Origin of the sequence: Colwellia sp. MB3u-41, assembly GCF_014076845.1 — a bacterium.
Lineage (GTDB): Bacteria > Pseudomonadota > Gammaproteobacteria > Enterobacterales > Alteromonadaceae > Colwellia_A.
Map to the genome: position 1 here is coordinate 1 of NZ_JACGUT010000078.1, position 24,792 is coordinate 24,792.

Consider the following 24,792-nt stretch of genomic DNA (forward strand, 5'->3'; position numbering starts at 1 on the left):
TCACCCTCGGTGAGCTGCTTGTATTTCATAGTGTTTTACTTCTTGGCGGGAGCAAAAAACTAAGGATATCGCAGTTCATCGTTTTTATTAACTTGGGTGTCGCACTTAGTATATGAATTCGGCAAGGGTAACAATATTAGTCTGTCGACGCTAAATTTCGTAGCACATAATGTAATATGCCACCATGTTGGAAGTATTTGAATTCGTTGGGTGTATCAATACGAATTTTCACTTCAAAGGAACGTTCATTACCCTCTTCAGTTTTAACGGATACTTTCACCGTTTTCTGCCCAATACTCACGGCAGGAATACTAAATTGCTCTTCACCGGTCAGCTTTCGTGACTCGGCATCATCATCTGGCATAAACTGCAATGGTAATATCCCCATGCCGACTAAATTAGATCGATGAATACGTTCGTAACTTTGTGCAATTACCGCTTTAACGCCTAATAAGGCAGGCCCTTTGGCGGCCCAATCACGAGAACTGCCCGTACCATATTCTTTTCCAGCTAAGACAATCGAAGCAATTTTTTGTTGTTGGTATTGCATCGCCGCATCAAAAACACTCATTTTTTCACCCGATGGCATCAGTGTCGTCCAACAGCCCTCAGTGCCTGGTGCTAATAAATTACGTAAACGAACATTCGCAAAAGTACCGCGCATCATCACTTCATGATTACCGCGTCTAGAGCCATAAGAGTTAAAGCCTTTAGGCGAGACGCCTTCACTTTGTAAATACTGAGCCGCGGGGCTATCTAGTGCAATTGAGCCGGCAGGTGAAATATGGTCAGTAGTGACACTATCACCCAGTTTTAACAAACATCGGGCATCTTTAATCGGGCTAATACTTGGTATTTTTGCGGTAATATTGTTAAAAAATGGTGGTAATTTGACGTAAGTAGAATCTGGCCAATCATATTTCTGGCTTTGTACTATATCCAGTGCCTGCCAGTCTTTATTGCCACTATACACATCTTCATATCGGGAAATAAACATTGAACTGTCGATAACTTTTTCGATAACTTGCTTAATTTCCTGACTATCTGGCCAGATGTCATGTAAATAAACCGGTTTACCTGTAGGGTCATCACCTAGTGAGCCCGTGGTAATATCTATCTTCATATTACCCGCTAAAGCATAAGCAACGACCAAAGGAGGAGAGGCTAAATAATTAGCTTGGACTTCTGGATGAATACGCCCTTCAAAGTTACGGTTACCCGATAAAACAGAGGTAACAGATAAATCGCCTTGATGAATAGCGTCGCTAATTTCGGTAGGTAAAGGGCCTGAATTACCAATACAGGTCGTACAACCGTATCCGACTAACTGAAAACCAAGGGCATCTAAATCTTCATTTAAGCCAGATTTAAGCAGATAATCAGTGACCACTTGAGAACCAGGTGCAAAACTGGTTTTCACCCAAGGTTTAACCGTTAATCCTCGCTGACGCGCATTTCTGGCTAATAAACCAGCGGCAATTAATACCGATGGATTTGAAGTGTTAGTGCAACTAGTGATTGCCGCTATCACTACAGCACCGTGTTTTAATATAAAATCTTCATCAGCATACTGACAGGGAACGCCTGAATCTTCATTATTAGCAGGTAATAGCACCGAAGGTTGTCCGCCTTCACTTTCAAAGCCACTTTCACTTTCGCTCAAGCCTGCTTGTTTAATACCGTGTTGTAAAGCTAACCAGTCACGATAAGCAAGACCGGCACGGTCCAGTGAAATTCTGTCTTGTGGACGTTTGGGCCCAGCAATAGAAGGCACTACTTCATCTAGTTTTAATGATAATCGGCTATGATAAACAGCATGCTGTTGAGACTGCGTTCCCCACATATCCATCGTTTTTAAATAGGACTCTACACGTTCAATGTGGTCACTGTCACGGCCGGTTAGTTGCAGATAATCGGTAGTTTGATGATCGATGGGGAAAATTCCACACGTTGCCCCATATTCTGGCGCCATATTGGCTATGGTCGCTCGGTCGGCCAAGGTCAGTTCATTCACGCCAGTTCCAAAGAATTCGACAAACTTACCTACCACACCTGCAGCACGTAATTGTTCGGTCACCGTTAAGACTAAGTCAGTTGCTGTAGTGCCTGCCGGTAATTTCCCCGTTAATTCAAAACCAACAATCTCAGGTATTAGCATAGTAACGGGTTGTCCCAGCATCGCCGCTTCAGCTTCGATACCGCCGACTCCCCAACCCAACACACCTAAACCATTAATCATGGTGGTATGTGAATCGGTGCCGACCAAAGTATCAGGATAAAGTAAATTATTTTCGTCGGGATTTTTGAATACCACTCGAGCTAAATATTCTAGATTTACCTGATGCACAATACCGCGACCTGGTGGAACCACCTTAAAATTATCAAAGCTTTGCTGGCCCCAGCGTAAAAACTGATAACGTTCACGATTACGTTGAAACTCAATCGCGGTATTTTTTTCCATCGCATCAGCTTGACCGAACACATCGACCATTACAGAATGGTCGATGACTAATTCTACTGGATTTAACGGATTTATTTGTTTGGCTTTTCCACCCATTTTTACTATCGCATCACGCATAGCCGCTAAATCAACTACGGCGGGTACTCCCGTAAAATCTTGCAAAATTACGCGAGCAGGAACAAAGGCAATTTCAGTATCTTGCCAGTTGTCTACATCCCAATTGGCTAAGGTTTCAATATCCGCTTGTTGAACAAAATCACTATCAGCATGACGTAATAGATTTTCTAAGAGAATTTTAGCGGCAAAAGGCAAACGTGAAAGGTCATACTTATCTGTTAAACCATCAAAACTGTGGTAGTGACAAATTTCACCATTAATTTCAAGCTGCTTCAAACGTTGTATAGAGTTGGCCATTGTCGTTATCTCCATTAAAAGTAGTAATCTGATTGGTACACGCATTATGATAAACGTAGTCAATATACCCTAGCATACATGGACGAAAACATAATGTGGCAGCCAAAATAAAGGGCTGGTGACATGTTTAATTATATAGCAATCAGTAGGGGGTTTATTAAAAATGAGACTCGAGTCAAATAATTTATCATGATAGGTCGATTTGATAAGACAGGATAAATTAGTGATACGAGCCGCGATGAACACCTGTTATGAAAAGGTAAGCCTAGCGGCAACCGATAGATAATTGACGATGTTCTATTAATTACCGACTCAATTGATTGGGTCGCTCACAGCAGGTTCGTTACCATCATAATATTCAAGGCAATATATTTATTGCTTAAATCAATGCTTATTGCTCTTTAAAACGCACCGCCAAGACATCACATATTGCGCCGTGTAAAATGGCATTTGTGGTAGAGCCTAACAATAATTGTAAACCATGAACGCCATGGCTGCCTGTTATAATTAAATCGACATGTTCGTGCTCTGCAAAAGCCAATATTTATTCGTTAATATATCCGACCGATATACACAATCGTTGTTCGTTGATATTTAGCCTTTTAGCTAATGGTTGAAGTACCTCTTTGGCTTGTTCTTTTCGTTTTTCTGTATTACCAAAACTGCCAACTGGGTCTGGACCCGGAACAACACCGAGTGCTCCTCCATAATTAGGTATCGGCTCTACCACATGAATAATACTGATCTTAGCTTTGGTGAACTGTTGTAATTGCGCGACTTTATCTTCAATATAACTTTTTTAATCATTAAGTTTTCTGGCAAATAAAATATGTTTATACATAAATTTTCCTTTCTTAAATTACAATATTTCTTGATTGGTGGCTGGCAAAGCTTAAATTTTTGTCTTTAAATATTATTGTTGTTTGTTATGTTGTTATCTGAACTTAAGGGCATGTACTGCTAGTGGCATAGAATTTTGATTACAGCGAAAGATACTTTTTGTTTACTTACTACCTAAATTAAAGAGAATTGTGTACGGTATCGAACTGAACAGCGAGTTTGTTTTTGTTAACGTATCATTATAACCTTTAGCTGCTTCATTCAATTATTAAGAAGGGACGCATATACGATGCAAAAAATAATCAACACCCAAATTACTCCCTTACAAAATCACTTACTAGCTGTCTTACCTGATGAAGTAAAAGAACGACTTTTTCCTTTTGTTGAGTTAGTAAAATTAGAGTTAGGAGAGGTGATGTACGAAGCAGGTGATAAACTCGCTAATGTGTACTTTCCCGTTGACTCCATTGTGTCTTTATTATACGTAATGGCGAGTGGCGCTTCGGCAGAAATCTCTGTGGTAGGTAATGAAGGCGTCGTTGGTATTGCGCTGTTTATGGGCGGAGAAAGTACGTCAAGTCGAGCCGTAGTTCAAAGTGCGGGTTATGCATATCGACTTAAAGGAAAACGCTTAACCGAAGAGTTCCACCGGCATGGAAAATTGTTAGGTTTAATGCTTCGTTATACCCAATCACTCATTACTCAAATGTCACAGACCGCAGTATGTAATCGCCACCATACTATTGATCAGCAATTGTGCCGTTTTCTTCTACTGTCGCTTGACCGTTTACCGGATAACAACCTAACGATGACTCAGGAACTTATTGCTAATATGCTAGGGGTACGCCGTGAAGGTGTGACCGAAGCTGCGGGGAAACTTCAGAAATTGGGTGTGATTGATTATCATCGCGGTCATATCACTGTGTTAAATAGGCAGAAACTTGAAGACTTAAGTTGTGAATGCTACGCGGTTGTAAAAAAAGAAACCGACCGATTACTCCCTCATGAAAACGAAAAATTTTATTATACCTCACAAAATGTTACTAATCTTTAATCAACGTTATTTATTCAAGTGAGTAACATTGTCTTTTATCTCCATAAACTGATGCTTTTTATGAATATAAAAATTTATTTTTAATCAATTTATGATGGTCGGCACAATATCAGCTACTGTGCTGAATAAGGCGCCACTCTATTTACTTTTATAAAACTCTTCCTTCAATATCCACGTAAAACGTTATGACTTTAGCGCTGACATTGAATAAATCCTCGCGACATTTTAGACACCGCTATTGCTTAGAACTTAATTATTTTAAATAATTAAGTTCTAAGCTCATATAATTAGCAATGTTTGCCAGCGCACAGAACCCATATTTTATAAGGCTTACACTTGATTATTGCTGCTATAAAGTTCAATTATTTAACGCAATATCATTTTTTCTGTATCAGAGAGCAAACATATGCGATCAAAAGAAAAACAAGAAGTCACCAATAAGCTGTTAGATGGGCTACCAAGTAAACTAAGAAAAACTATTTTAGCGCAATGCGAGCAGGTCCATTTAACCTCTGGTGATATATTACATGAGCGTGGGCAAGGTATTGACTACATATTCTATCCATTAACAGGGTATATTTCACTGGTCACTACCTGAACTAGACACCCACCGCTTGAGTTGTGCATTATTGGTAATGAAGGCATGTTGGGTATTTCCAATATTTCAGGAGTAAAATCGGCACCAGATAGAGCTGTTGTCCAGGGTTCTGGAACGGCGCTGCGCTTATCTGTTAAGCAATTCCAGTATCAACTGAAAAACTTTCCATTACTGTTAAAAAGGTTGAATGATTACCTTTATATTTTGTTTGTGCAAGGTTCTCAATCATTAGTCTGCATGCGATTTCATCCCATAGCATCTCGTCTTGCTCGTTGGTTACTCATGACTGATGATAGGGCACATTCTACTCATTTAAATCTAACACATCAATTTCTTGCTGATATGCTTGGCGTTCGAAGAAGCGGTATAACAGTAGCCGCTTGCCTATTAAAAGATAAAAAGTTAATTAGCTATAAACGAGGTACCATTCAGATACTTAATCGTAAGGGCTTAGAGCTAGAAGCTTGTGAGTGTTATCAGCTAATAAAAGGTAATTATACCAATATGTTAAACTAGACCACTTTAGCCATACATTTTTTGAATCTATTCTTTTATTGGGCTCTCCTCAATAAGTTTTATTATAGTAGAATTTTTTTTTAGTATTGCTAAATCAATAAGATAGCTTTTCTCAAGTGCTTGTATTGGCTGTTTTTCTAATAGCTCTCTTACTGATTCTACTTCTCCATTTGCGATGCAAGTTGTTAAAGCCGCAAAAGTAGCGATACTGCGTTCGTTTTGATTACTCATATTAAATCCCAATAGTTACGATCTGTTAAACTAGTTAAGTTATAGGTTACGACTATTATTTTGCACTGCATGTGAAAACAAATATGTACGCCATCACACACAACTTAACGGTTTTCTTATTTAGAAAGCTTACTACCCTCTGTATGCGCTATATTCTCAGTAGTATAGGTTATATTTAAATATGTATGTTGGCGGTATAAGCAATATCCCCCTTTAGGCTTTTATAACGCTAAAAATTGATTTTTGTTCTGATACATCAATATTTAAGTATGTGCGCTAGCGCACATCTAACAGGCTGATATTTTGTTACTTTGAGATGTGAAATAAATCCTACATGAAGAAATCATTCATGAATCAAAAAAATTCAAGCCGTGTTGTGCAATTTATAAGTTGATTGTTAGGTTCTTGGAAAATAGGATTATAAATCTAAAAATAGGCACACAGAAATTCAGAATAGAAAGGAAAGTTATGCGTTATCACCAATTAAGTGAAGTATTTGAACACCTAATAACATTGAATACCGCAACGTTAGCGTTTTATGAGAGAAGTCTTAAAGTGACAGAGCAAGAACGCGCTAGCATGTTTTTACATTATTTAACAGACAAGCAAAAAATCAGAAACCAATATTTAATCAGCTCATTGATAGAGGCGCCTATTAAAATATTTGAAATGTGGTTTGATGATGATATTGACGAGCAGTTATTAGTTTATATAAAAACACTAGCGTTAGCTCCTGATGCAAACAGTGAAAAAATAATCGCTGTAATGTTAGAGGTAAATGAGAAGATAGAAATGTGGCTAATATCTATTTTACCCCTGATAATCAACGATTATAGTAAAGAGTATCTTCAAGACTTGATCAATAATTTACATCAAAAAAATCAGCAAATAATGCATGGCATCCAAAGGATGAATGATGTGTGACCCTACCTTTTTCATTCTTAATATCGACGATGTAGTGATTTTCTCAAAGCGATAATAAGTTAAATTGGCCTGTTTTATAACAATCACGATGACTATTTGTGACCAAATATGTGAACAAAAAATATGATGTATTTAAATGAAACGGACAGAAAATGCAAATCTTAGCTTATTACTTGCCTTAACGCCGGTTGTGTTGACTCTGCTTATTATTGGGACACAAATCTTTTACGTTATTCACGTCGCTTTACCTTTAGTGTCTTTGTTAATAACGGTTGGGATGATTATTGGGGTCTGGATTGCTAGCGGTACGGGTGGTTTGGCCTTAATGGGCATTGGTGGGGGCTTCAACATTCCTGCATATTGGACCGCTGGCACTTTAGTTTCGGGTGCATTTTTTGGTGATGAAATTTCACCACTTTCCGACACCACTAATTTGGCCCCTGCAGTGACTTGAACCTATGTGTTTTCTCATATAAAAAATATGATGGCAACGATTATCCCAGATATGCTCGTCGCTATTATCATTTATTTGTTGGTTAGATTTTTCGTTATGGGTTTAGCGATAAAAAAATATCCCCCCATGCCCTCATTATTCGCTGGCGTTGTTGCGGGTGGTGCAACGGCAATGATTGTTCAGGGGCAGAGCGGGCAATCAATTTTTGATTTTGCCAATAATGGCTACTCAATAAGTACCGGGATTGAAGAAATTGACAGTTTGTTAAATCGGGGGGGATACAATCGATGATGTGGACTATTTCTTTGATATTAATTGCGCTGGGGTTTGGCGGTGCGATTGAAAAAACAGGTTGTGTGAAGTTAATTATTAATGCTATCAAGAGTAAAGTCAGTAGTTTTCTGGCATTCAAACCGCGGCGATTGGCACTGTTTTTCTACTAACCTAGTTGCCAGCGACCATTACTTATCGATTGTTTTACCAGAGCGAATGTACTCGCCTGTTTATCGTGTATGGGTTATTCAACCTTAAATCTATCACGTGGAATCGAAGAAGGTGGAACATTAATGTCTCCGCTAATTCCATGGAATGTGGGTGGTGTATTTGTAATTTCAGGGCTCGGTCTTGCTCATGGCAATATAGAAAACCTTTTGTATATCCCCCTTGTTTTGCCTGCTGGATGGCACCGATTATTGGAGTTTTCTATGCTTTTACTGGGTTATTCTCGCCAAAGCAACCGAAGAAAAAAGAGAACATTGGGGATCTTCTGGTGAAGCGATAGCAGAATTTAATGCTGATGGTACACCAAAAGTCGAAGATACTGAAAAAGACAATGTAGTGAATAAGTAAAATAACATTGGCCAGAGTGGTAGCTTATAATTTAGGTGTGAACAAATTGTAAGCTCGGTTTAGCGCATTAAAATTAATAGCACGACAACAAAGTGAGTCTCCCTTCAATGACTTTATCGTAAAGTGAATGTTGTTTTTTTAATCATTTATATAGCAAATACTCACAATTTCAGTCGTTTTATTGTTCTATGTCGTAGTTTTATAAAATGTGGGGATTATACTATTATTTTACACATTATTATCGTTAAGGGATTTACGTAATGAAAGCAGCCGTGATTCATCAGTTTAAAGAGAAGCTTGAGATTAAACAGCTTGATAAACCTACTATTTCTAGTAAAGAAGTGTTGGTAAAAATCCATGCTTGTGGTGTTTGTCATACAGATTTACATGCGTGTCATGGAGATTGGCCGGTAAAACCTAAAATGCCACTCGTACCTGGTCATGAAGGCGTAGGAGAAATTGTTGAGGTAGGGGAACAAGTAACACACCTTAAACTTGGCGATCGCGTGGGCATACCTTGGCTTTATAGTGCTTGTGGATATTGTGACTACTGTTTAACCGGAGATGAAAATTTATGTTTATCTCAGCAAAATGCGGGTTACTCTGTTGACGGTAGTTATGCTGAATATTGTAAAGCAGACGCGAGCTATGTTGTAAAAATACCCGATGGTATTAATTATGTTGATGCAGCCCCTTTATTCTGTGCGGGCGTGACCACTTATAAAGCCTTGAAAGTTTCTACTGCTAAGCCTGGTGAATGGGTCGCCATTTTTGGTATTGGTGGTTTAGGACATTTGGCGGTGCAATATGCAGTCGCTATGGGATTAAATGTTATTGCCATTGATACAGGAACAGATAAATTAACCCTTGCTAAAGACCTTGGTGCTGCAATTTGTTTAGACTTTAAATGTGATGATGTTGTTGCACAAGTGCTCGCTAAAACAGGTGGTGTTCACGCCAGTATATGCACCGCTGTTAGTAAAAGCGTATTTGAACAAAGTTATAACGTTATTCGCCGTGGCGGTAAGTGTGTTTTAGTTGGCTTGCCTGCTGAAGATATGCCATTACCGATATTTGACACGGTATTAAATGGTGTGAGCGTTGTGGGCTCTATTGTAGGGACACGTAAAGATTTAATTGAGTGCTTAGACTTTGCCGCCCGTGGAAAAGTTAAGGCTATTACCATTGAAAAGTCACTGGAAGATATCAATGATATTTTTGACGATATGGTTAAAGGGAAAATTGTAGGTCGAGTGGTGATGAAATTTTAATGATCCTCCTGGTTGCTAAAGACTTTGTTACTGTCACGTAGATAGCTTTTTTTGGTGGGGTGGGGACGATAAGAATAAAAATGATTAAATCATCAGTTAAACTCATTATTAGTTAAGCGGGTCATAAGGTTAATTGAGTGATAAGTAAAGCAGCTAACCGCCACTGGCGGTTAGCTGCTTTACTTAAAGCGTTATTAAGCTTATTTCAAGTCAAATCGGTCTAATTGCATGACTTTAACCCATGCTTTGACAAAGTCGTTAACAAAATTTTTATCCGCATCGTCAGAGGCATAAACTTCAGCAATCGCTCTTAATTCAGAATTTGAGCCAAAGATAAGATCAACAGGTGTTGCTTGCCATTTAACTTCACCTGAAACACGGTCATGACCAACATAAACACCTTCAGTAGACTTATCTTTAGTCCACACGGTAGACATATCAAGTAAGTTTACAAAGAAATCATTGGTTAACACACCGGGTTTATTCGTGAATACGCCATAAGACGAACCATCATAGTTTGCATCAAGCGCACGCATACCTCCTACAAGTACGGTCATTTCAGGCACATTTAACCCCAAAGTATTTGCTTTATCTACTAACATTTCTGTTGGTGACATATAGCTTTCTGTCGAGTAAAAATTACGAAATCCGTCAGCATTAGGTGCTAAATAATTAAATGACTTTACGCTTGTTTGTGCTTGTGTCGCATCGGCGCGGCCAGGTACAAAAGGTACAGATACTGATTTACCTCCTTTTTCGGCTGCGTTTTCAATGGCGGTAGCACCACCTAATATGATCAAGTCAGCTAACGATACTTGCTGCTTAGTTGATTGCTTGTTGTATTTTTCTTGAATCGCTTCGAGTGTCATTAAGATTTTATTTAACGCTTTGGGACTATTGACCGGCCAACTATTTTGAGGTTCAAGGTTAATTCGTGCACCATTGGCGCCGCCGCGCATATCAGTTACACGGTGGCTTGACGCTGAAGCCCAAGCCGTTCTGATTAATTCAGCCGTGGTTAAGCCCGACTGTGTTATTTGCTTTTTAAGCGCAGCAATATCTTGAGCGTTAATCGCTTGGTAGCTTATAGCTGGAATGGGGTCTTGCCACGTTAGCACTTCGCTTGGCACTTCTGTACCCACGTATCTTGCGCGAGGTCCCATATCACGGTGAGTTAACTTAAACCAAGCCCTAGCAAAGGCTTTTTCAAACTCAGCAGGCTCTGCTCTAAAGCGTTCAACAATTTTACGAAATTCAGGATCTTCTTTTAACGCAATATCGGTGGTAAACATAATAGGGGCATTACGTTTATTAGGAATATGCGCGTCAGGTACTAAATTAACGGCTGCTTTATTTTCGGGTGTCCATTGTTTACCACCAGCAGGGCTTTTAGTGAGTACCCAATTGAAGTTCATTAAGTTATCAAGATAGTTTGTTGACCATTGTGTAGGGGTTGTTGTCCAAGCGCCTTCTAGGCCGCTTGTTATAGTGTCAGCGCCAACACCGCTGTCGCATTTGTTTTTCCAACCTAAGCCTTGTTCTTCAATGTCAGCTGCCGCAGGTTCGGCACCTACACATCCACTTGGTTTTTTAGCGCCGTGCGCCTTACCAAAGGTATGTCCACCAGCACTTAAAGCGACAATTTCTTCGTCATTCATCGCCATACGTCTAAATGACATTCTAATGTCTTGAGCCGCTAGAAGTGGATCAGGTTTACCATGAGGGCCTTCGGGGTTAACATAGATCAAGCCCATTTCTACAGCAGCAAGTGGGCCTTTAAGTTTGCCTTTTTTATCGCGACGTTTATCAGTAAGCATCGCAGTTTCAGCTCCCCAGTAAACTAAGTCAGGTTCCCAATCGTCCGTTCTACCACCAGCAAAACCAAAGGTTTTAAAGCCCATAGACTCAAGCGCTACATTACCTGAAAGCACCATTAGATCAGCCCAGGAAATACTACGACCGTACTTTTGTTTAACAGGCCACAATAATCGACGTGCTTTATCTAAATTAGCGTTATCTGGCCAACTATTGAGGGGCTCAAAACGTTGTTGCCCACCAGATGAACCGCCACGACCGTCATGCACACGATACACACCAGCGCTATGCCAAGCCATACGGATCATTAATGGGCCATAATGTCCCCAATCTGCTGGCCACCAGGCTTTTGAGTCAGTCAAAGTGGTTTGAATATCTTTTTTAAGCTGAGTTAAATCAACATTGCTAAATTCTTTCGCATAATTAAATTGCTCGCCATAAGGGTTTGATTCAGCACTATGTTGACGTAATGGGCTTAAACTTAACGTTTCTGGCCACCAAAATTCATTCGTTTTTATCTGATTGCCTGCTAAGGCTTTTGACGGCATTACCATTGCACATAAGGCAACTGAAATTACCGCTGCAATAGGGAGTATTTTGTTAAACATTGTTTATTCCTTGCTTTTAATAAGTGGGTTATAAGAGCCACATAAAGCATAGAAACAAAAAGGTAATTTGAATAATTGATTTTATTGAAGATAATGTTCTATTTTTACAGACCATTAATTTAAATAACCGCAAAAAAAACCTTGCTACAAGGACTATGCTGCTTGGTAATAGAGGCTTAACCTATCACTTACATCACCTTTATTTAGGCAATAAAGCGACTAACAGTTGAATGCTATTTAAGCATCTAATTGCGTATAATATGATTATGATCAGTATATCGTACGATTTATTAATTTATAATATAGCCTTTAAAAATTGTGTTTTATCTTCAATGATTTACCCATGCTCAAAGGTAAGCCCTTGAAATTACTATTGTATTGTATTGTATTGTTATAGTTGGTCATTAATAGTAAAAAGACCTATTAGGGACACTCATGTTTCAAATGTTTACAGATATAGCCACATGGTTAGTTGTTGATGTGTTTGGTTTATCAAAAGCAACAAAGCTAGGTGATGCTCTTCATTTTTTTATAGAAGATACCACTAAGATATTCTTTTTATTGCTTGTCATGATTTACGCGATTGCCTTGTTAAGAGCGTCAATGAATGTCGAGCGTGTTCGTGACTATTTAGCGGGTAAACACAAAGGGGTAGGTTATATATTAGGCTCTAGTTTTGGTGCAATAACACCATTTTGCTCTTGCTCAAGTATTCCGGTATTTTTGGGCTTCACCTCTGCTGGTATTCCTGTTGGGATAACAATGTCGTTTCTAATCACCTCTCCACTTATCAACGAAGTGGCTGTTTTATTATTACTGAGTTTATTAGGGTGGAAATTTACACTGTTTTACGTGGTGGTTGGCATGTCGGTTGGAATACTCGGTGGTGTTTTTCTTGATGCTATTAAAGCTGAACGTTGGTTGGAGTCTTTTGCGGCAAAAGCATTAGAACGAGGTAAAAATACAGTGAATACAACAACAACAGCACAACACACTCAATCGTTATCTTTAGAAGAAAGACATGCTTTTGCAAAAGAAGAAACCTTAGAAATATTTAGTCGAGTATGGAAGTGGGTCATCATTGGTGTTGGCTTAGGTGCCACTTTACATGGATTTGTTCCTGACGGTTGGATCCAAGAACATCTAGGTGATGGACAATGGTGGTCGGTTCCTTCAGCGGTATTACTTGGCATACCATTATATTCTAATGCTACGGGTGTTATTCCGGTGATGGAAAGTTTAATTAAACAAGGACTTCCTATAGGCACAACACTCGCTTTTTGTATGAGTACGGTTGCAGCGAGTTTTCCTGAGTTTATTCTATTAAAGCAAGTGATGCAGTGGCGATTATTAGCCATACTTTTTATTTTATTGCTGGTTGCCTTTACACTCATTGGTTGGATTTTTAACTTTTTAAGCCCTTTTATCTAAGGAATATTATAATGAAAGAAGTCAAAGTATTAGGTACAGGATGTACTAAATGTATAAAAACAGTCGAGATAATTTCAAAAATAGCAGATGAACTCAACGTTGAAGTTCAAATAAGTAAAGTGACAGACCCAGAAACTATTATGGGTTATGGTGTAATGACCACGCCAGTAATCATTATTAATGACGTTAATGTTCACAGCGGCTCGATTCCACATAGAAACGAAATTGAGACTTGGTTGCGAGATGATTAATATTTAGCGCTACACTTAATAGTTAAAATATTTAATAGTAAATAACAAGAAATACGGCTGCTAAACAGGCACTTTAAACATGACTTTAAAATTATTAATTCTATATTTTGTATTACTTATCTGGGTTAATAATCAGTGATTCTTTGCACGCTTTCACCAGGTAAAACACGATAAAAATTTTTTCTTTATAAACCACTGAAAATAATGGTTTTAATGCTTGATATACCATTAAAACAAAGGCTCCTATATTATAAATAAAGTAGAACGTTAATCTCCTTTAGAACAAAAGGTTCTTGCGCGTCTAACAGACTGTTATGAGCAAAGGAATGCTAATGATGTATTGGAAGACTTATAATTATATCAAAGCGCTAGCTTTAATTGCCCTCATTACTATAAATTACGAATATTGGGACGCTGGGCTTTTTAGCGTATTGATAGTGTCAGCATCGTATTTTATAATTTTTACTATTGCTAATGAAAATAGGTACAAAAGCGGCTTAAGTCATTTATTTAGATCATTAGCGGGTATTATTGTTTTTATATTAGCTTTAGGGTTGTTTTTTGGTGAAGGTTGAGAGCCTCAATGAGCCATCGGAGCTATGTTTGCAATGGTAATTTAGTACGGTGTTATTTTCGCGAGTGAAGCATTAATTGCTTTACTGACCTACAGAGAAGATTCCACATAATAAGTTATTGTAACTGACAATAAACAGTTAGCTAGCACTCGTTACTTGTCTATTTTAGCCAACTATTTATTATCACTTAAACAGGGTTATAACTTCTAGGTGAAATTATGTATCAAGAGCATGGTAAAAATGTCATTTCAGTTGAAGGTGATGTAATAATATCTAAAATTATAGGGGCATTTAATGTAGAAGGAGTTAATAAATCAATTGCAAATCTAAAAGTTGTCGTTGATAGTTTTTGTCAAAATGCATTTAAATTGTTGATTAATTATACTGATACTGAGGGAGGTACACCCGAAGTGTATGAGAAAATAAATGAGTGTAATATCTGGTTGAATAGTCAAAATATGGTAGCAAAAGCATTAGTCATAAATTCTAATGTAGCGCTTAACATTTTAGAAAGTAGAACGCCTGCAAGAAGTTCGTTAAACGAGAAAGTTTTTGACGACGAGGTTAATGCAATGAGTTGGCTTAAGTCGCAGACATAACAGGCGGCTCAATACGGACAATAAACAATGGGCTATGTTCGTTTTAGGAAAATTATAACGAACTTTTATACTTAAGGATTAAGTCTATTTGAAATGTATCTTTTTTGTTTTATTACTTTATTGCAGTGGCAGAGTTCAAGCAAGTGACCATTACATCATATTGCAAAATACTGATTTTACGTTGGTTACCGACGTTATTTTAGTCAGTATTTAGTTTTTAATGCGTTACCTTAAAACAAAGTGGTGAACTTAACTTATTGGGGCAGCAGACCAAAAGCTGAGATTAACGACACTGGCAAAAGCTTATTGATTACCGGCCATAATAACGAAATCGAAAGAGTATATTTAACGCTCGGTCAAAAAGTAAAAATGATTTCATTCAATATACAGATTGAACCGGCGCATTATAATAAAGAATATATTTAACAATATCCTGGAAACGTCAGTACCGAGCCCCCCAAATTTTCGAACTGAGTAACATTATATTAGCGTTGTCTGACAAATTTTATCAAACGAATTATAGGAAGCACTCAATAGAAAAATATTACGCCGATGTTTTAAAGTGGTTTGCCCCTTTTAAAAACCATGAGATTTTTCAGAAGCTCAATCAGGTTGACTGTTATGCTTTTGTTGAAAATGGCCTCGCGTATTTTTTTAAAGGAGACAAAATAGAAAAGTCATCTGTCTATTAAGGATCTCGAGTCGTTGATGCGATTAAAGACCATATAGTATTGTTAGAATATTTTGCCAAAAATAGTGATTGTCAAAAATTTTATAAACAACATCAATATTACCTACAGTTGAGTAATATATTTCAATTAGGTGCTCAACCAAAATATATTGGGTAGTGGTTAGAGTCGCACTTTCCTGCAAGGTATCAACGTTATAAGGTTTTCTTTTCTCCATTAGGTCCTGGCAACAATAGTGCTCGAATGTATGCCAATAATGATTTTAATTAAGTCAGAGTATCGTGGGATATAACATGCCGTTTAAGTGCGAAAAAATTTCACCCAATCGAAATTATTCCTTTTTCTATGGCATTTACTGTCAGCAACCTGACAGTAAAGGCCATACGCAAAATTTATTTTAAAGCATCTAGACAAATACCAATGTGGCACCACATTAAATTTCTAATCAGGTTATTCACGGGCAATATTCATGACATAACAATATGTTACTGAAGACTAACCCGCTTCTTAATGACATTTATATTAATAAAAGTGACATGTTTTCTTAACCTAAACGTCATTACTTTGAACATATGTAGTCATATTTCAAAGGCATGCTATCGGCATTATAAATACTCAAAAATGTCCTAAAGGGAAAACAATGTCTAACTCTCGTAAAAAAAGTTTAATTGCTTTAGCTATATCATCAACATTTGCGTTTAATGTTTTAGCAGAAGAAGTGAAAACCCAAGAAAGTACCATGGAAGAAGTGTCTGTTGTTGCTAAAAAATCATCTCATGCCAACCATGAAATTGACGTGAAAATGGCGCAACAACAGTCGAGCATAACCAGTGTCTTAGCGTTAATGGACAACTTGCCTGGTATCAGCATTAACGAAGGCGATGCTTTTGGTGGTGATGATTGGTCTACTTCCATAACGATGCGTGGCTTTAGTATTGATGGTAATCAACAACAATTAGGCATGACTATTGATGGAATTCCTAATGGTGGCTCTAACTATGGCGGTGGTGCAAAGGCCAACCGTTATCTTGATTCAGAAAACATGGAGACTATACAAGTATCACAAGGTACTTCAGATATTTCTTCGGCCTCATTAGATGCCTTAGGGGGAACATTTAACTTTGTCAGTGCGATGCACGCTTTTGAAAAAACAACGAAATTTGCCTTAACTAAAGGTGATCATGATGCGACAAGATATTTTGTTCGCCACGACACTGGCCTATTGTTTGACAATACGTACGCCTACGCTAGCTATTCATCAACATCAACCAGTCGTTGGGTTGGCGAAGGTTCAAATGGTGGAATGGCAAGAGAGCATGCTGAATTTAAATTTGTTACCGAATTAGGCCAATTAAATATTACTGGGCGTTTGTCTTACGATGATGCCGATGAAGACAATTATAACTCAGTCAGTAAGACCCAATTTGATCAATCACCTGACTGGGACCAGTTAACGTGGAATTGGACGGGTGTTCCTCATTTTGATCAAATGTTTGCTGAAGGCTGGTCAACCTTGCGTGAAAATACGTTAGGTTATTTAAAATTTGAATACGATATTTCATCAACGATGGGTTTTCAAATCTCACCTTATATGCACAACAATACCGGACGCGGTGATTGGATCCCACCTTATTTAGTGTCTGCAGTTAATACTCAAGGTGAGCCAACCACAGAAGGTGGTACTATCGACAGCCAATATGGCTTTACTGATCAACTAGGTAACCCTTTAGCACCTTCGACTGGGTGTACCGATAATTTGGCTTATCCTTGGGACTCAGGCCCAGAGTTAGCGCCTTCTTGTTATGACCGAAGCGCCGTTCCTGTTATGTCATATCGTCATACTCACTACAAAAAAAGCCGTTTAGGTATGACCGCTAATTTTGATTGGTCAATTGGTATCAATGATATTTCTCTGGGGTTATGGACTGAAACTACAGACCGTGATGAGTCACGTGACTGGCATAAAGTTATAGACGCTCGTGTTTATCATCATTTTGACGAAACGCCTTATTGGACACAATATAGTAATAGTTTTCAAACAGACACCTTAAAGCTCTACGCCCAAGACACGCTAGATTTTGGTGATCTTACGGTTAACCTAGGCATGCAAAAATACTTTGTTGATGTAGAAAAATACGATAACTTTGCAAAAAGTGTTACAGGTGAAGTAAACAGTGACTCTGATGTTTTATTAAGTACGGGTGTTATTTATAGCGTGAATGACACGACTGAAGTCTTTGCGGGTTACAGTGAAAACTTCTCAGCAATTAAAGATGGTGTTTTAGAGCGAGATTCATCAACACTTAATGAAATTGAGCCTGAAACAGCTGAAAACATTGATGTTGGTGTACGTTATAACAATGAAAACATTGATTTTTCTGCAACTTACTATTCAATCTCATTTGATAACCGCATCACGTTTATTTCTCCAGGTAGCGATACCTCAGGTATTGATTACAGCATAGGTACCAATGGTACTTATCTTAATGTAGGTGGCATCGACTCTACAGGGTTTGAAATAAGTGCCAGTTACCGTTTTAACGAGAACTGGGATATTTATTCGTCGTACACGAACAACGATTCAACATATGTCGGTAATGCCCCTGGATTTGAATCAGGTAGTAAAGTGATTGATTCGGTTGACGATATGTTTGTTTTATCAACTAACTACACACTTGAAAGTTTTCGATTGGGGCTTTCTGCCAAGTATACCGGTGAACGTGGCGATGCAGATTCCTATACGGTTGTTGACTTTAACGCAGGTTATGGCGCAAATATTGACAGCAATGTCTTTAAATCTTTTGACTTAGCATTCGTGGTTAATAATTTAACCGATGAAAGTTTCTTGTCGACAGGGACAGGTAATGGCACTGCTTTCTTTATTGGTGCACCTCGTACAGCATCAATGACCTTAACGGTAAGCTTTTAATCTTAGCGTTGGATGAATGAGCGTTATATTTAATAAAAACCAAGTAAATTTTATTTACTTGGTTTTATCTATTTTTAACCCCTTTAAATGGGCTACAAAAATGTCTAAACATTTATTTTTTGCTTTACTATTTCTCAGCATTTCTTCTTTCGCTGAAACAACGTCCTTAGCGCCGAATACTCCTTTAGTGAAAGACAGCGCTAAAAACTTAATATTAATTACGATAGACGGATTACGCTGGCAAGAACTCTTTGGCGGCGCTGATAAAAAATTACTCAACGATGAAAATTTTGTTCGAGAATCAAACCACATTACTGAAAAGTTTTGGCATGAAAAAGAAGAAAAACGTCGTGAACTTCTTATGCCTTTTTTTTGGAATACCATTGTTAAAGAAGGTATTGTTATTGGTAATCGAAAATTAGGCTCTACGATGTCTGTTGCTAATAACTGGTATTTTTCGTATCCGGGTTACAGTGAAATATTTACAGGTATTACCGATCCAAAGATAAATAGTAATAAAAAGGTGCCTAATCCGCATGTTTCATTTATTGAATGGCTAAATAATAAAGAGTCATATGTTAATAAACTTGCCGCTTTTGGCAGTTGGGATGTTTTTCCGGCAATCTTCAATGTTGAACGTAATAACATGCATATTAATGCTGGGTTTACGCCAGCACACGGGTATCCCTTGTCTGATGAGATGACGTTACTTAATGCCATGCAACAAGAAATCCCTAGCCCTTGGCATAACGTAAGGCTCGATAGTTTTACCTATCGCTTTGCTAAAGATTACTTATTAAGCCAGAAACCAAGAGTGATGACTATTTCGTTTGGCGAGACTGACGATTTTGCCCACGACGGTCAATACGACAGTTATTTGAGTTCTGCTCATCAAACCGATAAATTTATTGAAGATTTATGGCAGACTATTCAAACAACTCCTGAATATAAAAACAAAACGGTTTTATTAATTACTACCGACCATGGGCGTGGCAGTAACGCTGATGATTGGCAACATCATGCGTCTGAAAATGCGGTAAAAGAATACATGAAAAATTTAGAGGCTTTTCCTCAAGGCATTGTTGGCTCAGAAAATATTTGGTTTGCGGCAATAGGAACGGGCATCAAAGCAAAAGGACAAGTGATCACTCAAAATGAGGTTAAGCAAAGTCAAATTGCTGCAACGGCCTTAACGTTATTAGGTGAAAACCCACAAAAATTTAATGCTGATATAGCGTCAGCAATTAAGGACGTATTTTAATGAAAAAAGTTAAGTTAATCGCGTTACTGTTCGTTAGCACTTCGTGCATGGTGCTAACGGCACAAGCAAAAGTAGAAAAAATACTGTTTGGCTCTTGTAGCCACCAAGATAAAAGTATGCCGATTTTAGAGGCAATAAACAAAGAACAAGCCGATTTATTTATTTTCCTTGGTGACAATGTCTATGGCGACACTGAAAATATGCAAGCACTCGCCGATAAATACACACGTTTGGGGAATATACCTGGTATTAAAGCCTTGCGTGCAAGTACAGAAACAATCGCGATATGGGACGACCATGATTACGGTGAAAATGATGCTGGTGCTGAGTATCCTGAAAAGGAAACCTCACGAAAGTTAATGCTAGATTTTTGGCAAGAGCCTAAAGACTCTGACCGTTATTCTCAAAAACATGGTATTTATACTTCCTATATCTATGGCACAGGTCAAGAAAAAGTACATGTTATTTTACCTGATTTACGCTGGAACAGAGCAGCGCTAAACCCCGTATCAATCATTGACTACAAGCTTGAACGCAAACCTAACCATATGGGACCATATTCACCGAGTACAGTTGAAAATGCGTCAATGTTAGGGGAAGAACAATGGCAATGGTTGGAAAGCGAACTTAAAAAACCTGCTGCAATTAAAATTATTGGCTCAAGCTTACAGTTACTGTCTGAATTTACCGGCTGGGAATCATGGGCTAATTTTCCGAGTGACCGAAAGCGACTGTTCGCTTTGATTAAAAAGCATAAGGTTAATGGCGTACTGATTATTAGTGGGGATACACATTGGGGAGAAGTATCCAAAGTTTCTACCGATGTTGATTATCCGCTCTGGGAAGTAACAAGCTCTGGATTAACGCAAGAATGGAAAAACGTTAGCCCGAATAAACATCGCGTCGGTGATTTTACCAACAAAGTAAATTATGGTGAAGTACTTATAGACTGGGCACGTAAAGATCCAACCATTACGCTGCGCTTAAAAAATGTAACAGGTGATGTTTTTACTCAGCACGTTATTAACTTGTCAGATATTAGTACTTATTAATGTATAGCTAAGGGTTGTCCTTGGTTTTATCTTTAGAGAGGGCGTTTTCAGCGACTTCTTTAAAGATAATATTATCAACAACAGATAAAATAAACCAAGATGACTCTTGGTTTAATAGCGCTTCAGTTCATCAGTCAACCGTTAAGGGGTCTTGAAGCGGAGCTTGGTTTATCTGTATTATAACAATATATCAACTATTAACAGGTAAATAACCAGACCAGACGTTCAAATTGTTTGTGCGACTAATTATGGAAGCAGTAGACATCAATTAATGTATTGTACGTGCTTGTTTGTCCCAGATACTTTCTCGCCAATTTGATATGGTTCCGGTCGCTTCGCAGGTGTCACAATGCCACTCAATATTATCAAGCTCAATAGACTTTGCCTTAATCTCACCCTCACAAATAAGTCCACTCGCTCGGGTGTCACATTTGACTTGAACATCGATGAGGGGCTGTTCAATATTTTCAGACACTGACGATACAATTTTTATTAAAAATTTGAAAATCGTTTTAGCTTGTTCAGTCAATGCGAGTACATGACCTTGCTCGTTGAGAAATTGTCTTAAATCTACTTTTAATGTCATCAGGTTTTTAATCAAAGGGTGTTATTACGCCTAACATATAGTACTTGAAGCTACGGGTATATCATTTCTAATGTAAATCAGTTTGAAGTTTTGCAAATTATTCGTTCCATATCGCTTAATGGGCTTTAATAAAAGTATAAACGTAACAATAAGAACAAAAAATAGTTGGTTTTTGTCTCTTCATCGCTTATTTTAGTCAGGTATTATTTTTACGTTATCTGGCTTTAAAACCCCAGGAGCAGTTCCGGTATGGATGCCACTATAGATTATTCAACATATACGCTTGATGAACTTTTCGACGAGCATTCCTACCATATTTGTTTATACGCCAGAGATGGAATAATAAATACCAAAGATGACAAACTACCATCCCAATAAAAAGGTGGGATTAATCGCTGATCACTCGGTGGAAGGGCATTTACAACAATATAATAAAACTCACTAAAAAGCGGTTGGCTCATGTCTTTTCTCCATATTAGCCAACTATTTACCGCGTTAAACCTACATTATTATATGATGTAAGTTTCAGATAGAAGTGTTCATAATGAAAAGTAGAAAAATACATAAAATTATAGGTTTGATCTTAGTATTGCCAATGCTAGGTTGGACATTAACTGGATTAATCTTTTTTATAAAACCAGGTTACAGTGAAGCCTACGAACAGCTAAGTTTAAAAACTTATCCGCTTGAGAAGTCATTGCTCGTCTCTGCTCCTGATTGGCAGGAGGCAAAGTTGATTAATACCATTTTAGGGCATCATTTATTAGTAAAAACAAAAGGAAAAGTTGAACATTTAGACCCTGTTTCTCTTTTACCTAAAAAATTTCCCACTCAGTTGCAATACGAAGCGCTTTTAGAGGATGCTTTTTTAAACCATAAAGAACGGTACGGAAAAATAATTAAGATTAATGGTGATCATGCCCTTACAAGTACAGGTGTTGAAATTAAGCTTAATTGGGATCGCTTAACCCTTAATCAAAAAGGTAATGATACTAGGCTTATAAACTTGTTATATAAAATACATTATTTGCAATGGACACCCTTTAATGGTTTTAACCAGTTAGTAGGCATTTTAGGGTTATTTTTACTGTTCACCTTAACGCTCTTTGGTGTGAGAATATATATAACAAGTAGAAAGTAAGATATGTATAAAACCCATGAAGTTATGCTATTGGAGGAAGCCCATTGAATGTGTTTAAATTTATCTTAATTTTGTTATCCATCTATTCATTAAATGTTTTTGCTTCAACCCAAGAAGATGAAATTAATCATCTGCTACGTTTTATAGCATCAACAGATTGCCAGTATGAACGAAATGGCAACCTGTATAATGGCAGAGAAGCCGTTGAACATATAAAAAAGAAATACCAATATTACTCAGATGATATTGAATCTAGTGAAGACTTCATTAAATATTCAGCGACCAAGAGTAAAATTTCAGGCAAATATTATAAAATTCATTGCACTGATAAAGCCGTTGTTAAAAGTAAAAATTGGCTTTTAACGGAGTTAACCGTTTACAGAGAAACACAAAAGTAGTGCTTAGTTTGGAGGGTTTTGTCAGCATCATTGATACCAAATGGCGAAATACCGCATCAGTGGTGATTAATACCGTATTGAACCCATAAATATCATCTCATTGATAAATGGGGTAAATTAGGCATGTTGAAAATATATGAGGATATTTAAAATGACGTTAGCGCAAAAGTTTTACTGGTTAGTTTTGACTGTTGGTAACATCAGTAGCTTTATACTGGTTTACCGTATAGGCGGATGGTTTCCCGATTTTGTTATGTGGCTTACGCTTGCCTATTCGGTAATTGGCGCTTATGACCTTACCCTTAGCAAGCATACCTTAAATAAATTATACCCCGTCATTGCCTATTTTCGTTATTTTTTTGAGTCGATACGCACTGAAATTCAACAGTATTTTATTGCTAATAACACAGAAGAAATGCCCTTTAATCGTGAGCAAAGAGATTTAGTTTATCGACGGGCCAAGTCTGTAACTGACACTATTCCCTTTGGTACTCAGCGAGACTTAATGCAAACTAACTATCAAAGTATATGGCATTCGTTAGCACCCAAAACAATAAAAGAAGCATCTAAGCACGTTATTATTGGTGGAGATCAATGCGGGCAGCCCTATAAAGCTTCAAGACTCAATATATCTGCACTGAGTTATGGGGCATTAAGTGCAGAGGCCATTGAAGCCATGAATATAGGCGCTCAAGCAGGTGGGTTTTACCATAATACGGGAGAAGGTGGCGTTAGCCCTTATCATTTAAAGCACGGTGGTGACTTAGTGTGGCAAATTGGTACGGGTCTTTTTGGCTGTAGAAATGAAGAGGGGAGATTTAATCCTGCTGCTTTTACCAAAACAGCCCAATTACAACAGATTAAGATGATTGAAATTAAGCTTTCGCAAGGTGCTAAACCAGGTCATGGTGGTGTGCTTCCTAAAGCAAAAATAACAGATGAAATCGCACAGATAAGAGGGGTTAGCAAAGATAAAGACTGTGTTTCTCCTGCGATTAACCCAGAATGTAAAACCCCGTTTGAATTACTTTCATTTGTAAATCAACTGAGAGAGTTAAGTGGCGGGAAGCCTATTGGTATTAAACTCTGTGTAGGCAACCCCGCTGAGTTTTTATGTTTGGCGAAAGCGATGATTGAAAGCAACATATACCTTGATTTTATTACTGTTGATGGCGCGGAAGGTGGAACGGGCGCGGCGCCTGTAGAGTTTAGTAATAGACTGGGCATGACTTGTTTAGAGGGTACATACTTTGTCCATCAAGCACTGGTTGGTTTAGGTCTTAGAGAGAAAATAAGTATAATTTCAGCGGGTAAGACAGCGTCGGGTTTTGACATACTGAACAAGGTTGCCTTTGGTGCAGATGCCGTTAACGCCGCCCGAACGTTTATGATGTCTTTAGGGTGTATTCAATCTAGGCAATGCGATACTAATATGTGTCCGACGGGGGTTGCCACTCAAAATAAAAATCGCTCTAAAGCGATAGATGTTGATGTCAAAGCCAAGCGAGTAACCTCATTTCATCATCACACTTTGAATAGCTTTTTTGAGTTACTGGGGAGCATGGGGTTAGATGATGTTAGCCAACTGACTTACAACATGATTAAACGTAGAACACCTAATGGCATGTTAGAATCAAGTACTCATACAGTGCCTGAATTAACAGACCATCAATTGATGCAAGGAAACCTTGATGGAATATGGTTAACTTGGTGGGATCAAGCATCGAGTGATTCTTTTTATGTCAACGATATTGTCCCTTTGGTACCACCCGAATTAGTGGTAAAACAGGTTTGTTAATATACAGCTTTATTTATAAGGTTATATTAGAGTTCTGTTAGCTTGAT

General features: G+C 37.9%; 24 protein-coding genes and 1 pseudogene. 18 read left to right on the top strand and 7 right to left on the bottom strand.

Annotated features, from left to right (window positions below; genetic code table 11):
• Positions 1-136: 136 nt before the first annotated feature.
• The 3 genes from acnA to H4J73_RS10645 all read right to left on the bottom strand — a co-directional run bounded on the left by acnA (position 137) and on the right by H4J73_RS10645 (position 3,605).
• Positions 137-2,875 (bottom strand): aconitate hydratase AcnA, encoded by a 2,739-nt coding sequence (gene acnA / locus H4J73_RS10635; protein WP_182180995.1) that lies wholly within the window; start codon positions 2,873-2,875, stop codon positions 137-139.
• A gap of 391 nt (positions 2,876-3,266) precedes the next feature.
• Positions 3,267-3,416, bottom strand: a complete 150-nt coding sequence (locus tag H4J73_RS10640; protein WP_220460082.1) for a universal stress protein — start codon at positions 3,414-3,416, stop codon at positions 3,267-3,269.
• Positions 3,417-3,419: 3 nt separating this feature from the next.
• A complete protein-coding gene (locus H4J73_RS10645) occupies positions 3,420-3,605 on the bottom strand; it encodes a hypothetical protein (protein ID WP_182180994.1) in 186 nt (61 codons plus the stop codon).
• Positions 3,606-4,004: 399 nt separating this feature from the next.
• On the opposite strand from H4J73_RS10645, the gene H4J73_RS10650 reads away from it, so the two are divergent.
• From H4J73_RS10650 to H4J73_RS10655, 3 genes are all read left to right on the top strand, one after another.
• A complete protein-coding gene (locus tag H4J73_RS10650) occupies positions 4,005-4,769 on the top strand; it encodes a Crp/Fnr family transcriptional regulator (protein ID WP_182223559.1) in 765 nt (254 codons plus the stop codon).
• A gap of 406 nt (positions 4,770-5,175) precedes the next feature.
• The gene (locus tag H4J73_RS20235) at positions 5,176-5,367 is read left to right on the top strand and encodes a hypothetical protein (RefSeq protein WP_220460081.1); all 192 of its coding nucleotides are present in this window, start codon (positions 5,176-5,178) and stop codon (positions 5,365-5,367) included.
• Positions 5,368-5,412: 45 nt separating this feature from the next.
• Positions 5,413-5,883: a Crp/Fnr family transcriptional regulator gene (locus H4J73_RS10655; RefSeq protein WP_220460080.1), complete on the top strand. Its 471-nt coding sequence runs from the start codon at positions 5,413-5,415 to the stop codon at positions 5,881-5,883.
• A gap of 27 nt (positions 5,884-5,910) precedes the next feature.
• Here the strand turns inward: H4J73_RS10655 and H4J73_RS10660 are convergent, their stop codons facing one another.
• Entirely contained in the window at positions 5,911-6,114 is a 204-nt protein-coding gene (locus tag H4J73_RS10660) for a hypothetical protein (protein ID WP_182180992.1), read from the bottom strand.
• A 468-nt stretch (positions 6,115-6,582) separates the two neighbouring features.
• Here H4J73_RS10660 and H4J73_RS10665 point away from each other — a divergent pair, with 468 nt between their 5' ends.
• The 6 genes and pseudogenes from H4J73_RS10665 (at position 6,583) to adhP (ending at position 9,612) form a co-directional block, all read left to right on the top strand.
• Complete coding sequence (locus H4J73_RS10665) at positions 6,583-7,038, top strand: hypothetical protein (RefSeq protein ID WP_182180991.1); 456 nt, start codon at positions 6,583-6,585, stop codon at positions 7,036-7,038.
• A gap of 136 nt (positions 7,039-7,174) precedes the next feature.
• Positions 7,175-7,492 (top strand): hypothetical protein, encoded by a 318-nt coding sequence (locus tag H4J73_RS20500; RefSeq protein ID WP_259366691.1) that lies wholly within the window; start codon positions 7,175-7,177, stop codon positions 7,490-7,492.
• Between the two features lie 6 nt (positions 7,493-7,498).
• A complete protein-coding gene (locus H4J73_RS20505; protein WP_259366690.1) occupies positions 7,499-7,783 on the top strand; it encodes a hypothetical protein in 285 nt (94 codons plus the stop codon).
• Positions 7,783-8,064, top strand: a pseudogene (locus H4J73_RS20510) (Na+/H+ antiporter NhaC); the annotation flags it as partial. The gene H4J73_RS20505 and the pseudogene H4J73_RS20510, both read left to right, overlap by 1 nt.
• A gap of 91 nt (positions 8,065-8,155) precedes the next feature.
• Complete coding sequence (locus H4J73_RS20515; RefSeq protein WP_259366695.1) at positions 8,156-8,341, top strand: hypothetical protein; 186 nt, start codon at positions 8,156-8,158, stop codon at positions 8,339-8,341.
• Between the two features lie 260 nt (positions 8,342-8,601).
• Positions 8,602-9,612, top strand: coding sequence for an alcohol dehydrogenase AdhP (gene adhP, locus H4J73_RS10675; protein WP_182180990.1), 1,011 nt, complete (start codon positions 8,602-8,604; stop codon positions 9,610-9,612).
• Positions 9,613-9,812: 200 nt separating this feature from the next.
• Here the strand turns inward: adhP and katG are convergent, their stop codons facing one another.
• Complete coding sequence (gene katG, locus H4J73_RS10680) at positions 9,813-12,035, bottom strand: catalase/peroxidase HPI (protein ID WP_182180989.1); 2,223 nt, start codon at positions 12,033-12,035, stop codon at positions 9,813-9,815.
• 435 nt (positions 12,036-12,470) lie between these two features.
• Between katG and H4J73_RS10685 the strand changes: the two genes are divergently transcribed.
• The 6 genes from H4J73_RS10685 (at position 12,471) to H4J73_RS10710 (ending at position 20,822) form a co-directional block, all read left to right on the top strand.
• Complete coding sequence (locus H4J73_RS10685; protein ID WP_182180988.1) at positions 12,471-13,466, top strand: permease; 996 nt, start codon at positions 12,471-12,473, stop codon at positions 13,464-13,466.
• Between the two features lie 11 nt (positions 13,467-13,477).
• Positions 13,478-13,717: a thioredoxin family protein gene (locus tag H4J73_RS10690; protein ID WP_182180987.1), complete on the top strand. Its 240-nt coding sequence runs from the start codon at positions 13,478-13,480 to the stop codon at positions 13,715-13,717.
• A 793-nt stretch (positions 13,718-14,510) separates the two neighbouring features.
• A complete protein-coding gene (locus tag H4J73_RS10695; RefSeq protein ID WP_182180986.1) occupies positions 14,511-14,891 on the top strand; it encodes a hypothetical protein in 381 nt (126 codons plus the stop codon).
• 1,329 nt (positions 14,892-16,220) lie between these two features.
• Entirely contained in the window at positions 16,221-18,509 is a 2,289-nt protein-coding gene (locus H4J73_RS10700) for a TonB-dependent receptor domain-containing protein (protein ID WP_182223558.1), read from the top strand.
• 100 nt (positions 18,510-18,609) lie between these two features.
• Positions 18,610-19,770, top strand: a complete 1,161-nt coding sequence (locus H4J73_RS10705; RefSeq protein ID WP_182223557.1) for an alkaline phosphatase family protein — start codon at positions 18,610-18,612, stop codon at positions 19,768-19,770.
• Entirely contained in the window at positions 19,770-20,822 is a 1,053-nt protein-coding gene (locus tag H4J73_RS10710; protein ID WP_182223556.1) for an alkaline phosphatase D family protein, read from the top strand. Before H4J73_RS10705 ends, H4J73_RS10710 begins: the two co-directional genes overlap by 1 nt.
• Positions 20,823-21,090: 268 nt before the next feature.
• Here H4J73_RS10710 and H4J73_RS10715 read toward each other — a convergent pair whose 3' ends face one another.
• The gene (locus tag H4J73_RS10715; RefSeq protein ID WP_182223555.1) at positions 21,091-21,408 is read right to left on the bottom strand and encodes a hypothetical protein; all 318 of its coding nucleotides are present in this window, start codon (positions 21,406-21,408) and stop codon (positions 21,091-21,093) included.
• Between the two features lie 308 nt (positions 21,409-21,716).
• Entirely contained in the window at positions 21,717-21,869 is a 153-nt protein-coding gene (locus H4J73_RS10720; RefSeq protein ID WP_182223554.1) for a hypothetical protein, read from the bottom strand.
• A gap of 83 nt (positions 21,870-21,952) precedes the next feature.
• On the opposite strand from H4J73_RS10720, the gene H4J73_RS10725 reads away from it, so the two are divergent.
• From H4J73_RS10725 to H4J73_RS10735, 3 genes are all read left to right on the top strand, one after another.
• Complete coding sequence (locus H4J73_RS10725; RefSeq protein WP_182223553.1) at positions 21,953-22,549, top strand: hypothetical protein; 597 nt, start codon at positions 21,953-21,955, stop codon at positions 22,547-22,549.
• A 50-nt stretch (positions 22,550-22,599) separates the two neighbouring features.
• On the top strand, positions 22,600-22,947 hold the full coding sequence (locus H4J73_RS10730; protein WP_182223552.1) for a DUF5329 family protein: 348 nt from the start codon (positions 22,600-22,602) through the stop codon (positions 22,945-22,947).
• 151 nt (positions 22,948-23,098) lie between these two features.
• A complete protein-coding gene (locus H4J73_RS10735; RefSeq protein ID WP_182223551.1) occupies positions 23,099-24,745 on the top strand; it encodes an FMN-binding glutamate synthase family protein in 1,647 nt (548 codons plus the stop codon).
• The last annotated feature ends 47 nt before the right edge of the window (positions 24,746-24,792 follow it).

Excerpts from the sequence above, each read along its gene's own strand:
- acnA (WP_182180995.1), bottom strand. The coding sequence starts at position 2,875 with ATGGCCAACTCTATACAACGTTTGAAGCAGCTTGAAATTAATGGTGAA.
- H4J73_RS10650 (WP_182223559.1), top strand. The coding sequence starts at position 4,005 with ATGCAAAAAATAATCAACACCCAAATTACTCCCTTACAAAATCACTTA.
- H4J73_RS20235 (WP_220460081.1), top strand. The coding sequence starts at position 5,176 with ATGCGATCAAAAGAAAAACAAGAAGTCACCAATAAGCTGTTAGATGGG.
- H4J73_RS10655 (WP_220460080.1), top strand. The coding sequence starts at position 5,413 with ATGTTGGGTATTTCCAATATTTCAGGAGTAAAATCGGCACCAGATAGA.
- H4J73_RS10660 (WP_182180992.1), bottom strand. The coding sequence starts at position 6,114 with ATGAGTAATCAAAACGAACGCAGTATCGCTACTTTTGCGGCTTTAACA.
- H4J73_RS10665 (WP_182180991.1), top strand. The coding sequence starts at position 6,583 with ATGCGTTATCACCAATTAAGTGAAGTATTTGAACACCTAATAACATTG.
- H4J73_RS20500 (WP_259366691.1), top strand. The coding sequence starts at position 7,175 with ATGAAACGGACAGAAAATGCAAATCTTAGCTTATTACTTGCCTTAACG.
- adhP (WP_182180990.1), top strand. The coding sequence starts at position 8,602 with ATGAAAGCAGCCGTGATTCATCAGTTTAAAGAGAAGCTTGAGATTAAA.
- katG (WP_182180989.1), bottom strand. The coding sequence starts at position 12,035 with ATGTTTAACAAAATACTCCCTATTGCAGCGGTAATTTCAGTTGCCTTA.
- H4J73_RS10685 (WP_182180988.1), top strand. The coding sequence starts at position 12,471 with ATGTTTCAAATGTTTACAGATATAGCCACATGGTTAGTTGTTGATGTG.
- H4J73_RS10690 (WP_182180987.1), top strand. The coding sequence starts at position 13,478 with ATGAAAGAAGTCAAAGTATTAGGTACAGGATGTACTAAATGTATAAAA.
- H4J73_RS10695 (WP_182180986.1), top strand. The coding sequence starts at position 14,511 with ATGTATCAAGAGCATGGTAAAAATGTCATTTCAGTTGAAGGTGATGTA.
- H4J73_RS10700 (WP_182223558.1), top strand. The coding sequence starts at position 16,221 with ATGTCTAACTCTCGTAAAAAAAGTTTAATTGCTTTAGCTATATCATCA.
- H4J73_RS10705 (WP_182223557.1), top strand. The coding sequence starts at position 18,610 with ATGTCTAAACATTTATTTTTTGCTTTACTATTTCTCAGCATTTCTTCT.
- H4J73_RS10710 (WP_182223556.1), top strand. The coding sequence starts at position 19,770 with ATGAAAAAAGTTAAGTTAATCGCGTTACTGTTCGTTAGCACTTCGTGC.
- H4J73_RS10715 (WP_182223555.1), bottom strand. The coding sequence starts at position 21,408 with ATGACATTAAAAGTAGATTTAAGACAATTTCTCAACGAGCAAGGTCAT.
- H4J73_RS10720 (WP_182223554.1), bottom strand. The coding sequence starts at position 21,869 with ATGAGCCAACCGCTTTTTAGTGAGTTTTATTATATTGTTGTAAATGCC.
- H4J73_RS10725 (WP_182223553.1), top strand. The coding sequence starts at position 21,953 with ATGAAAAGTAGAAAAATACATAAAATTATAGGTTTGATCTTAGTATTG.
- H4J73_RS10735 (WP_182223551.1), top strand. The coding sequence starts at position 23,099 with ATGACGTTAGCGCAAAAGTTTTACTGGTTAGTTTTGACTGTTGGTAAC.